Raw genomic sequence first — 12,235 nt, forward strand, 5'->3', positions numbered from 1 at the left:
GGTTTGCGCTGTCGCTGCAGCAGTTTTCGCTGCTGTTGCAGTGCTTGCTGTTGCATTAACTGCAGTAATCACGTGATAAAGCTGCGAACCGTTAATTGCATCAGTAGAAGTTGCACTAATTGAACCTGCTGCCACATATTGAATTTGACGTTGGTTAGTTGCATTACCTACCGCTACAGTACCAGTACCAGTACCAGCACCGTTGTTACCAACTTCAGTTGTTCCACTAATTTTGATTGAGGTTAATGCATTTTTAGCACCGCTTGTTGAGCCAGCACCTAAAGCGACATCTTGTGCATTTGCTGCTTTTGCATCTTTACCTAAAGCAACAGCGCCTGCTGCAGTAACATTTGCATTTTGACCTAGCGCAACCGCACCTGCCGCAGTAGCATTCGATGCTGAACCAATAGCAACTGCATAATCTGCCGAAGTATTCGCATTCGTACCTACAGAAATACTTTCTTGCCCACTAGCCTTAGCATAACGGCTGGCCGCTAAAGAAAATGAACCCGTTGCTTGCGCGCCTAAACCAACAGCAACAGCACTATCTTTACCCGCAACGGTATTACGACCTAATGCGATGGCGTTATCTTCTGTTGTTGATACATTAGCATTACGACCAATTGCAAGACCAAAGTTGCCAGATACGTTTGCCTCGCGACCAATAGCAATACCGCTTTCTTTATTAGCCTTCGCAGTCATACCCATAGCGATAGTATTTTCGCCAATTGTTTTAGCGCCAAAGCCCATAGCAATAGCATTATTACCTTGTGAGGCACCTGCTGAATCATTAACTGTCGCACCAGTACCAATTGCAATAGCATTATTACCTTTTGAGCCACCAGTTGGACCGTTAACTACCGCACCAGTACCAATTGCAATAGCATTATCTGCCCATCCTCCAACAGTACTGCCCGAGCCCATAGCAACACCAGCTATCGCACCATTGACGGAATTTTTACCAATCGAAATCGCTTGAAAGTTTGATGCATTCGCATTTGTACCTAATGCTACGCTATCAATATAGCCGCCTCTTGCATTAGAACCAATTGCTGTTGAGTTAGTACCATTTGAAACTGATGAAACACCGATTGCAATCGCTTGAGTACTGTTTGTGGTAGCCGTTGCATCTTCACCAATTGCAATACCTTTTTCACGTTCAACAACAGAATTTCTACCAATCGCAATAGATGCATCTGCTTTTGCATTAGCTAAAGTACCAATTGCAGTAGAATTTCCTGCATTTGAGGATGCTGCTGTACCGAATGCAATCCCTTGGTTACTAGTTGCCGTAACAGTTGCCCCATTACCAATGGCGATACCCTGTTCACGTTGAACATTCGCATTCTGACCAATCGCAACTGCAGAAATTCCGTTTGCATTAGCAAAACCACCGATTGCAGTCGCATTCGTAGCTGTTGCGTTTGCAAATCCACCTTGCGCAATTGCAAAATCAGCCTCAGCATGAGCATCAGAACCTACAGCAACAGATTTAACAGCTGTTGATTTTGTAGCAATACCTAAGGCAACACTATTATCTCCAGTGCCAGTAGCTGCACGCCCAATAGCAACACCACCTTTGTTAGCGTCTGAGCTTCTACCTATCGCAATAGAACCTGTACCTGTCGAAGTACCGCCCGCGATAGCAGTTAGATGATTACCATTATCACCAACTATTTGGTTCATGCCTCCAGCAGTAATCGCATTCGCCTGCCCTGCAACCCCTAATGTTGCTAACGCAATCGCGCTTAATTTAAACAATTTATTAGCGGTACTTGTTACTGACGAGACAGAAACATCAGATGAAGCTTTCACCTGTCCTCTCGCCAATTCGGAAGTAACCACCAATGATTGTGTGGTTCTATTCCAAATAACCTTAAAAATCTTGTTCATGAGATTCCTTATATTTTAAAAATCACAAATTATTCATTATGTATGAATATACATGCATTTGTTAAAAATGCACTATAACCCCTATTAAGGGATTGTTGATTATATACCAAATTAAAAAAAATTGAACTTTTAAAAAAATTTAAACCACATAAAAAAGAAAATTTAAAAACACCTTTAAAATCAAAGCATTGCGAACGCTCCATCAGTTTACCCTTAGTGAAAAATTCACTCCAAAAGCTAAAAAAATAGCGTAAAGTGGTCGTACCTTACTGAAATTTACAAAAGTATTTGTAAAAAATTTAGAAAACTTCACCGCTTGCAGTTTGTCTGAAAAACCATTGCAGTAAAGATTGCAAAAATTTACTTATTTTCACTATGTGGAAATGCTTTTGTGATATGATGGTACGCTGTTTTTAGCTATAAAATTTGATATGAATATTCGTTTAACTGCTATTTTACTGATAATTGTGGCAGGACTAGGCGGCTGGTGGTATAGCCTGCAGCCAAAGGATGCCAACCCGTTAGATAACCTAATTAAACAACAAGGCACGCCAGACTATACAGGCGAGAAACTGTCTACTGAAGTATTCGACCTACAAGGTAAGCCTCAATACTATGCCGAAGCGCAAGAAATTAAGCGTTTTGAAGAAACAGAATTGACTGAATTTGTGCGCCCATTAGTGAATTTATTCGATAAAGAAAGTTCGCAAAAATTATGGGAGCTTACTGCAAATCAGGCAGAAATTACCAAAGAGAAAATCTTAACGCTTTCAGGCAATGTAAAATTAAATGCGCTAGATAAAACTTCTCGCTTACAACGCATTGAAACTGAAAAACTGATTGTGGATTTAAACACGCAAGATATTCAAACTGATGAAAGCGTGAAATCAACCGGTTTGGGCTTTACGACCACTGGCGTGGGGCTAAAAGGAAACTTAAAACAACAAGTGGCAACGCTGTTAAAAGATGTCAAATCTTTTATTGAGCCGACTGTCGTTCGTGAGAATAACGAACAGCCAACTCCATAATGATGAGGATTAACTAAGAATGTCTATGAAAAAATTTGCAATAAAATCTGCTTTTTTGACCGCTTGTCTTGCGATGAGCTTTTCAGCTTATGCGTTAAAAGGCGATACCGATCAGCCAATTAACATTGATTCTGGCAGCCAATCTTTAGATATGAACAGTAACACCGTTATTTTTAGCGATGGCGTTTCGATTACTCAAGGCTCGATTAAAGTGAATGCCAGCAAAGTCACGATTGTTCGCCAAGAAGGCAAAAAAGAAACCTTAGATGCGACCGGCTCTCCAGTGACTTTCCAACAAACTTTAGATGATGGTAAGCCTGTGAATGGTAAAGGCAACAGTGTGCATTACGACTTAAATAGCGAATATTTAATCCTGATTGGAAATGCGGAACTGAAACAGTTAGACAGCAAAATTCAAGCTGAGCGCATTACTTATGATGTGAAAAAACAACAGTTAAAAGCTACTAGCGGTGGTAAATCGCGCGTGAAAACGGTGTTAATTCCAAATCAATTAAACAATAAGAAAAAATAAGGGCAAATATGGCGACTCTTTATGCGGAACACTTAGCTAAGAGCTATAAAAATCGTCAAGTGGTAAAAGATGTAAGCTTGGCTGTTAACACTGGCGAAATTGTTGGATTGTTAGGCCCGAATGGTGCGGGTAAAACCACTTCGTTTTATATGGTGGTGGGTTTAGTTCGTCATGATAATGGTGTGGTGCGCATTGATAATGAAGACATTAGTTTACTCCCTATGCACGACCGCGCTAAACAAGGGATTGGTTATTTGCCACAAGAGGCTTCTATTTTCCGCCGTTTAACCGTATATGAAAACTTAATGTCCGTGCTACAAATTCGTAAAGATTTAATCAATGCGGAACGTAAAGCTCGTGCAGATGAGTTAATTGCTGAATTTCGTATTGAACATATTCGCGATAGTTTAGGGCAATCACTTTCTGGTGGTGAACGTCGCCGTGTAGAAATTGCGCGCGCTTTAGCAGCAAATCCGCAATTTATTTTGCTTGATGAACCTTTTGCTGGGGTTGACCCAATTTCGGTGATTGATATTAAAAAAATTATCGTTAATCTAAAAGAGCGCGGTTTAGGCGTGTTAATTACCGACCATAATGTGCGTGAAACTTTAGATGTTTGCGAACGTGCTTATATCGTGAAAGACGGGCATATGATTGCAACCGGCACCCCAAATGAGATTTTAAATAATCCATTAGTGAAAGAAGCCTATTTAGGTGAGCAATTTAAGTTGTAAATTTTTATTATTATGTTATTAACTGAATTTTTAACTGCGGAAAATATCCATTTAGATACGCCCGCCTCTTGTAAAAAACGTGCATTAGAAATTGCTGGAAAACTCCTTGCCGATGCGATGCGCAAACAGCTTCCAGAAGAAATTGATAGCGATGAGGCTTGCCCTATCGCTTGTTTTGATGCGCTTTTAAAACGAGAAAAATTAGGCTGTACTGCCTTAAATAATGGTGTGGCAATGCCGCACGCTAAACTGGCGAATGCTTGTACACAATCGCTTGAAAAACCGATTGCAGTATTCCTTAAACTAGAGCAACCTGTTGACTATGAAGCGCAAGATCGCAAAGAGGTGGATTTAATTTATGCTATTCTTTTTCCAGCGCAATCTTGTGATAACTATAAAGCGTATTTACCTAAAATCGCTGAAAAATTAAGTGATAAAAATATCATTAAACAGATCCGTACGGCTGAAACGGAAGAAGATATTTGGCAACTTTTCTGTTATTTAGACAATCAAGAAGAACAAGCTGAAGAAGCTCAAGAAACAGAAGAACAAGCCAACGAAAAAACAGAATAATAAATATTATACAAACACAAATAATTTGAGGTCTTATGGAATTAATTATTATCAGTGGGCGTTCAGGCTCAGGGAAATCTGTTGCAATACATGCATTAGAAGATATGGGATATTATTGCGTAGATAATATGCCACTTCCTCTTATTCCCCAACTAGCTGAATTTCTCGCTCAGACCAATAGCTCCGCGGTGATTAGTTTAGATATTCGTAATTTGCCGAATAATCCAAATGAAATTATCGACTTACAAACTCAACTAGAACATTACAACACAAAAATTATCTTTTTAGATTGTGAACGTAATACCTTGATTCGCCGTTATAGCGATTCTCGCCGTTTACATCCGCTTTCAACAAAAGATCTTTCATTAGAAAGCGCGATTGATTTAGAAGATTCATTATTAGATCCGCTTATTCATCAAGCTAATCATATTATTGACACTACCCACCTTTCATCTCATGAATTAGCTGAAAGTTTACGGATGTTATTACAAGGTGCTAGCGTTAAGGAACTCAATATTGTGGTGGAATCTTTCGGCTTCAAATATGGCTTGCCGTTAGATGCCGACTATGTTTTTGATGTGCGTTTTCTGCCTAATCCGCATTGGAATCCTGAACTTCGTCCAATGACAGGGCTTGAACAGCCTGTGATTGATTTCCTTGAACGCCACACAGAAGTGCATCAATTTATCTACCATACTCGCAACTATTTAGAGTTATGGCTTCCGCAACTTGAACAAAATAATCGTAGTTACTTAACGATTGCAATTGGTTGTACAGGCGGAAAACATCGTTCTGTATTTGTTGCCGAACAAATTGGGAAATACTTTGAAGCTAAAGGAAAAAAAGTCCAAATTCGCCATCGTAGTCTTGAAAAATATACAAAACAGCATAAGCCAGACTAAAATCTACACAAATTTACCGAACTAATATAACAATTGCTTGTCCATTGAGGTACAATTATATTACCGGTTGACGGTACTAACTTTATAAGGATTGAATTATGACTAAATTTACTAAAATCAGTGCAACTGCATTATTTGCATTATTTTTAACCGCTTGTGACAAACCAGCTAACAAACCAGCAGAAACTGCAGCACCAGAAAAAACACCAGCGGCAGCGACTCAAGAAAAAGCAGCAGCACCTGCAACAGAAGCGGCAAAACCTGCAACAGAAGCAGCGAAACCCGCAGCAGCTGATGAAATGGCACAAGGTAAAGCTGATTTAGAAAAAGTACTTGCTTGGGATAACCAAAACCAAGGTCAAATGGTTAAACTTCAACAAGAATTACAAGCTAAAGCAGCATCTGGCGATCCAAAACAAATTGAAGAAGCAGTAAAAGGCTTTACTGCATATATCGATGATACGATTAAATCATTAGATTCACTTGATATTAAAAATACACAAGTGGTTGACTTCCGTAATTTAGCTAAAGATGTTTTAGGCTTATCTCGCGATGTGATGGTTGATTCATTAAAAATTGCTTCAAACCCACAAGATGCAGATTTACAAAAAGGTCTTCAAACTAAAGTTCAAGACTTAATGCAAAAAAGCCAAAATCTTTTAAACTCACAAAATGAGTTAAAAACAAAATTTGGTATTAAATAATTTTAACTTTTCTTTTTTAAAGGTTAGGTGATTGCCTAACCTTTTTTATCTTGGATGATTAAAGGTATCACGATGAAAAAATTCACTGCTCTAAGCACAGCTGCATTATTAGCGATTTTTTTAACCGCTTGCGATAAACCTGCAAGTCAAACAACAGAAGCTGCAACACCAGCAAAAGAAACAGCTGCGGCATCAACACCAGCAAAAGAAACAGCAACATCTGCGCCAGCAAAAGAAGCTGCACCAGCGCCAAAAGCAGATACAGGTGAACAAGATTACAAAACATTCCGCCAATGGAAAGCTGAACAAGAACGTGCAATTAACGCCGCATCTGAAGAAGCGATGAAAAAATTAGGCGAACAGGCTGATCCAAAAGTGATGCAAGAAACGCTTAACAAAGTGTTAATGGAACAAATTCAAGCAGTTAAAGCGAGTGCAGAAAAATTAGACATTCAAGATGAGAAAGTTAAAGCATTAAAAGATAAAACATTAGAAGTGTTAGCGCTTGGGCTAAAAATGATGGAAGCGACTGAAACTGTCGCAAAAAACCCAACAGAAGAAAGCCATAAAGCACTTGGTGAACTACAAACTCAACTCAATAAGCTGGCAGATGAAGGCCTAGCATTAGAATCTGAATTAACACAGAAATATGAACCTGCGCCAGCTCAACCTGCAGCGCCTGCAGAACAGCCAGCAGCTGAAGCACCTTCTGCGCCAGCAGAAGCGCCAAAAGCACAATAATTTTTCCTATTTAGGGGCGTATAATACGCCCCTTATATATTTTTAATTCCTTTAATAATCAGAAAAAATGGCATTAATTGAATATCATCCGCCACTTGAGCCTTTTTTAGATGAGGTTTATCGAGATAACCATATTTTAGTGATTAACAAACCTAGCGGTCTGCTCTCTGTTCCTGGCAATCGCCCTGAATATTTTGATAGTGCAATGACTCGCGTGCAGAAAAAATATGGTTTTACTGAGCCAGCCCACCGTTTAGATATGGCTACTAGCGGTATTTTACTATTTGCTTTAAGCAAAGCTGCAGAAAAAGAACTCAAACGCCAATTTCGCGAACGTGAACCGAAAAAACACTATATTGCTCTGCTTTGGGGAAAATTAGGCGAAAAAGCGGGCGATACGGGTGAGATGAATTTTCCTCTGATTTGTGATTGGGAAAATCGTCCTCGTCAAAAGATTTGTTATGAACGCGGTAAAAAAGCAATTACGCATTATGAAGTCTTAGCGCATTTGCCAAACAATACAACGAGAGTGAAATTAACCCCAATTACTGGACGCTCTCATCAATTACGCGTTCATAGCTTAGCACTAGGCCATCCTATTTTAGGCGATAAATTTTATGCCAATCCACTAGCAAAAAGTTTATCTCCCCGCCTTTGCTTACATGCTGAGAGTTTAACAATCACTCACCCAATTACCGGTGAGCCGATGACATTTAGCGCTGCGCCTGAGTTTTAATTTGAGTTAATAACTGGCGATAATAGTCCCAAGCAAAATAACGACCGGGGTCGGCTTTTCTTCCTGGAGATATATGCTGATGCCCGGTAATCCGCTCATCAACAATTTTCGGATAAGCTTGTTGAAGTTTATCCGTTAATTTTGCCAAACTTTCATATTGTGCTTGAGTAAATGGCTGATTATTCGAGCCCTCTAACTCAATACCAATCGAAAATTCGTTACACTTCTCTCTTCCTTCAAATATAGAAAGCCCCGCGTGCCACGCCATTTCATTAAAATTCACGTATTGCGTGATTTCACCTTGTCGGTTAATTAAACAATGCGCAGAAACTCGTAAATCTTTAATTTCTTGAAAATAAGGATGTGCCGTTGGATCTAACTTACCTTGAAAGAAATCATCAATAAAATGCGCGCCAAACTGCTCTGGTGGCAAACTAATATAGTGAATCACTAATAGCGAAATTTCAGTCCCTTCGGGACGGGCATTGAAATGAGGGGAAGGCACTTGTTTTTGATGAATCAGCGTACCGTTTTTAAGCGTTAAATCCATAAGCGTTTGTGATAAAATGGCTAAAATTGAACAAAACTAGAGAAAATTATGCTGAGCTATCGTCACAGTTTTCACGCCGGCAATCATGCCGATGTGCTCAAACACATTGTAGAGCTTTTGATTCTACAATCCTTACAACAAAAAGAAAAAGGCTTTTTATATTTAGACACCCACTCGGGCGTTGGGCGTTATAGCCTATTTAGTGCTGAATCTGAAAAAACAGGCGAATATTTAGAAGGCGTTGCCCGCCTTTGGGAACGTGATGATTTACCCGAAGAAGTGGCGCTTTATATTGATGCACTCAAAAAAATCAATCGTGGTAATAAACTGAAATATTATGCAGGTTCGCCATTACTGGCTGTTAATCAGCTTAGAGCACAAGACCGTGCAATTTTAACTGAACTTCACCCTAATGATTTTCCATTATTGCGCCAAGAGTTTGCCAAAATTGAAAATGTACAAACCAAGCGTGAAAACGGTTTTCAACAATTAAAATCAGCTCTGCCTCCGAAAGAACGTCGTGGTTTTATTTTAATTGATCCGCCTTATGAGCTTAAAGAAGATTATGAGTTAGTGGTTAAGGCTATTGAAGAAGGCTATAAACGTTTTGCGACCGGCATCTATGCAATTTGGTATCCAGTTGTGCTTCGCCAACATAGCAAACGCATTGTGAGAGGATTGCAAGAATCTGGAATCCGTAAAATTTTGCAAATTGAGTTAGCTGTGCGCCCAGATTCTGATCAACGTGGCATGACCGCGAGTGGAATGATTGTCATCAATCCGCCATGGCAGCTAGAAGCGCAAATGAAAAAAATTCTGCCTTATCTGACTGAAGTTTTAGTACCAGAAGGCACTGGTTCATGGACTGTTGATTGGATTACGCCAGAATAATCACATAAAAAAGGGGAATACTCCCCTTTTTTCATTTCTGCAAGCGGGCTATTTTCCGCTTTATTTTGCAAATGCCTTTAAAGATATGTTTTAGTCAAACAAATCCTGTTTAGTTGCTTTACGAAAACGTTTGTCATCTATTAGAATACCTTTACCGATCACCCCTAACAGGAAGCATTATGCAATCTTACAAACATCAATTCATTGAATTCGCGCTAAGTCGTCAAGTATTAAAATTCGGTGAATTTACGCTTAAATCAGGCAGAAAAAGCCCTTATTTCTTTAATGCAGGATTATTTAACACAGGAAAAGATTTAGCTAAATTAGGCGAATTCTATGCCCAAGCCATTCAAGCTGCCAAAATTGATTTTGACGTTCTCTTTGGCCCTGCCTACAAAGGAATTCCCATCGCAACAACCGTTGCTGTGGCACTTGCTAACCACTTTGATTTAGACAAACCTTGTTGCTTTAACCGCAAAGAAGCCAAAGATCATGGCGAAGGCGGAAATCTTATCGGCGCACCATTAAAAGGGAATATTTTATTGGTTGATGATGTGATTACCGCAGGCACCGCAATCCGTGAATCCATGGCGATTATTGAGGCTAATCAAGCAAATCTAGCCGGCGTTTTCATTGCTTTAAACCGAAAAGAAAAAGGCAAAGGTGAACTTTCCGCGATTCAAGAAGTAGAACGTGATTATCACTGCCAAGTGTTTTCGATTATTGATTTTGATGACTTATTACAATTTATCGAAAAATCAACTGAATATGCGCCATTTTTACCTGCAATGAAAGCTTACCGAGAAGAATATGGTGTTTAAAAAGCTCCTACAAGCGGTTGGATTTTCTCTCTGTTTTGCAACCGCTTATGCTAATAATGAAACAACAGAAATAAAGCCAAGTGTGCTAAAACCCGTTCGCATGAGCAAAGCTGAGCTTGTGAACATTTGTCAACAAATTAGAAATGACTGCAAAGGAGAAGAACATTATCTCTATCAAAGTGACAATGGCGGTTATTATTATATCAACGATGTGCCGCAGTTTGTTATGCTGAATAAAACGGATAGTGGCTACGAAGTCAATACCATGTGGTATTTTGGCGACTATAAACAGAATAAAAATCAGGAAAAAAGTTATAGCCACTCTCAAGAAGAACTTTCTTATGTGGGGCTAAAAATTCATCCGGCTTTCTATCCAATTCATGATGACGACAGCGTCATTGCCCTAAAACGTACTTTTTATAAACCGCTTTCTGAGGGGGAATCTGTTTCTGAAATCGTCGATTTTATAGACTTAAAGCATTATGGCGAATATGAAGTCGTGATGGAAAACATTCCTTTTTATCAATACGAGAAAAAGCGTGCTTGTTTTAATGCAGAAGATTATAAAAATAGCCCACATTGCTATGATGAGTTCAGTCGTATTTTACAAATAAAATTCCACCGAAACGAACCAGCGGCGGACAATAATGCACAATCGCCCTCTATATATGAAAATAATTTTAAATGGGAATTACTTTATACCGATAAAATTTGGCCCGCTCATCAAGCCAAAAGCGAGCAAAAAGTGATACACAAACCCTCGCTTTTTGTGAGCCCTTATCAAAAAGCGATTTTAGAATGGCCTACTGAAGATGGCGCTCAATAATTTGGAATCACAATGATGACCAGCCCTATTATCAGTGGGGCTTAAGCTATACTACAATCATTTGGAAAGCAGGGGTTTCTGATAAGATGAAAACAAAAGAAGTTTCACCTGTTAAATGGGTAAGACCATTTGAGAAATAAGAATAGTTAGAACGTTTATCGCAAATTTTTCATCAAAAAAGACCGCTTGCAAGCGGTCTTTTTTCTTCAATTTTTGGCTAAATCCAGCCAATCTGTTTTAAAAGGAATAATCCCACATTAGTACTAATGACTGAACCAATTGTGGTAAGTCCAATTAAATTCGCCGCGCCAGTACCATTGCCGCCATAAGCACGAGTCATCGCATAAACAGCTGCGGCAACTGGTGCGGATGCCGTTAAGAAAATTATACCTAACTGAATCGGGGAAAGTTGGAAAACCCATTTGCCTAGTGCAAAAAGAAATATTGGCGCAAACACAAGGCGAATAGCTGCCGAATAAAGTACGACACGATTAAGCTCTTGTTCAGCTTTATCTTCACTTCTTAGGCGGTATAACGCTTTAAAGTCAATGCTCGCTCCGATACAAATGAGCGCTAATGGCAACGTTACTTGGGCAAGCGGTTGCAATGATTTCATCACTGGCGTTGGAATACGAATTTCAAAATAGTTAAATACCATGCCCACAATAATGGCTAAAATCAGAGGATTTTTGATAACCGCTTGCAATAGTTTCATTGCATTCGGTTTTTCATTACTCAATGAATTAAGAATTGTCACCACACCAAGACTATTGAAAATAAGCACTAAAAATGCTGTATAAAGCGAAACAGGGGCAATCCCAGCATCGCCATAAGCATTGATAACTAAAGCCAGCCCTAAAATCGCAGCATTTGTTCGGAAAGTGCCTTGCGTGAAAATACAACGATATTCACGCGTTTGAATATTTCGCGCGGCCCACCACTCTGCCCAAAGGTAAATGATCAACGTGCCGACTAAACCAGTTAGAATCAAATTGATTTCTTGTGCAAAATTCAGCGGGCTTTTAATGACATTTAAAAACAACATTGGCGGCAAGGTAAAATTAAAGACCAGCTTAGATGCCGTATGACAAAAAGCATCATCTACAAATTTTCGACGACGTAAAAATACGCCCACGAACATGAGAAAAATAATTGGGAAAGTAACCCCAAAACTATATTGCAATGATTCCCAAAACATACTGCTTACCTGATTTTTTGTGATTATTTGGCATAATGAGAAGTAAAAAATAGCACGAACAAAATACAAATAGAAATAATTTTTTGAAAGCCTTAGCTTATTTTCA

The 12,235-nt window shown here is 39.1% G+C and carries 14 protein-coding genes; 11 read left to right on the top strand and 3 right to left on the bottom strand.

Translation table 11 applies throughout. The features are described 5' to 3' along the window. On the bottom strand, positions 1 to 1,893 hold a 1,893-nt coding region (locus HSP_RS0104940; RefSeq protein WP_010129262.1), incomplete at its 3' end, for an ESPR-type extended signal peptide-containing protein. A 431-nt stretch (positions 1,894 to 2,324) separates the two neighbouring features. Between HSP_RS0104940 and lptC the strand changes: the two genes are divergently transcribed. The 8 genes from lptC (at position 2,325) to rluA (ending at position 7,843) form a co-directional block, all read left to right on the top strand. Continuing rightward, complete coding sequence (lptC, locus tag HSP_RS0104945; RefSeq protein WP_010129263.1) at positions 2,325 to 2,921, top strand: LPS export ABC transporter periplasmic protein LptC; 597 nt, start codon at positions 2,325 to 2,327, stop codon at positions 2,919 to 2,921. A 19-nt stretch (positions 2,922 to 2,940) separates the two neighbouring features. Further along, positions 2,941 to 3,453 (top strand): lipopolysaccharide transport periplasmic protein LptA, encoded by a 513-nt coding sequence (gene lptA, locus HSP_RS0104950; protein WP_007523039.1) that lies wholly within the window; start codon positions 2,941 to 2,943, stop codon positions 3,451 to 3,453. 8 nt (positions 3,454 to 3,461) lie between these two features. Further along, on the top strand, positions 3,462 to 4,187 hold the full coding sequence (gene lptB / locus HSP_RS0104955; protein ID WP_010129264.1) for an LPS export ABC transporter ATP-binding protein: 726 nt from the start codon (positions 3,462 to 3,464) through the stop codon (positions 4,185 to 4,187). Positions 4,188 to 4,199: 12 nt separating this feature from the next. Continuing rightward, positions 4,200 to 4,760, top strand: coding sequence for a PTS sugar transporter subunit IIA (locus tag HSP_RS0104960; protein ID WP_010129265.1), 561 nt, complete (start codon positions 4,200 to 4,202; stop codon positions 4,758 to 4,760). A gap of 35 nt (positions 4,761 to 4,795) precedes the next feature. Beyond that, complete coding sequence (gene rapZ, locus HSP_RS0104965; RefSeq protein ID WP_010129266.1) at positions 4,796 to 5,662, top strand: RNase adapter RapZ; 867 nt, start codon at positions 4,796 to 4,798, stop codon at positions 5,660 to 5,662. 98 nt (positions 5,663 to 5,760) lie between these two features. After that, entirely contained in the window at positions 5,761 to 6,366 is a 606-nt protein-coding gene (locus HSP_RS0104970) for a hypothetical protein (RefSeq protein ID WP_010129267.1), read from the top strand. Between the two features lie 72 nt (positions 6,367 to 6,438). After that, positions 6,439 to 7,107, top strand: coding sequence for a hypothetical protein (locus HSP_RS0104975; RefSeq protein WP_010129268.1), 669 nt, complete (start codon positions 6,439 to 6,441; stop codon positions 7,105 to 7,107). Positions 7,108 to 7,174: 67 nt separating this feature from the next. After that, positions 7,175 to 7,843 (top strand): bifunctional tRNA pseudouridine(32) synthase/23S rRNA pseudouridine(746) synthase RluA, encoded by a 669-nt coding sequence (rluA, locus tag HSP_RS0104980; protein WP_007523246.1) that lies wholly within the window; start codon positions 7,175 to 7,177, stop codon positions 7,841 to 7,843. On the opposite strand, the gene ampD is transcribed toward rluA, so the two are convergent. After that, the gene (gene ampD, locus HSP_RS0104985) at positions 7,821 to 8,393 is read right to left on the bottom strand and encodes a 1,6-anhydro-N-acetylmuramyl-L-alanine amidase AmpD (protein ID WP_010129269.1); all 573 of its coding nucleotides are present in this window, start codon (positions 8,391 to 8,393) and stop codon (positions 7,821 to 7,823) included. The genes rluA and ampD overlap by 23 nt on opposite strands. Positions 8,394 to 8,441: 48 nt before the next feature. Between ampD and HSP_RS0104990 the strand changes: the two genes are divergently transcribed. From HSP_RS0104990 to HSP_RS0105000, 3 genes are all read left to right on the top strand, one after another. Beyond that, entirely contained in the window at positions 8,442 to 9,284 is an 843-nt protein-coding gene (locus HSP_RS0104990; protein ID WP_007523107.1) for a 23S rRNA (adenine(2030)-N(6))-methyltransferase RlmJ, read from the top strand. 179 nt (positions 9,285 to 9,463) lie between these two features. After that, positions 9,464 to 10,105, top strand: a complete 642-nt coding sequence (pyrE, locus tag HSP_RS0104995; protein ID WP_007523147.1) for an orotate phosphoribosyltransferase — start codon at positions 9,464 to 9,466, stop codon at positions 10,103 to 10,105. Next, a complete protein-coding gene (locus tag HSP_RS0105000; protein ID WP_010129270.1) occupies positions 10,095 to 10,931 on the top strand; it encodes a hypothetical protein in 837 nt (278 codons plus the stop codon). Before pyrE ends, HSP_RS0105000 begins: the two co-directional genes overlap by 11 nt. 217 nt (positions 10,932 to 11,148) lie before the next feature. On the opposite strand, the gene HSP_RS0105005 is transcribed toward HSP_RS0105000, so the two are convergent. Further along, entirely contained in the window at positions 11,149 to 12,129 is a 981-nt protein-coding gene (locus tag HSP_RS0105005; RefSeq protein ID WP_010129271.1) for an AEC family transporter, read from the bottom strand. Between the last annotated feature and the right edge of the window lie 106 nt (positions 12,130 to 12,235).

Origin of the sequence: Haemophilus sputorum CCUG 13788, assembly GCF_000238795.1 — a bacterium.
GTDB lineage: Bacteria > Pseudomonadota > Gammaproteobacteria > Enterobacterales > Pasteurellaceae > Haemophilus_A > Haemophilus_A sputorum.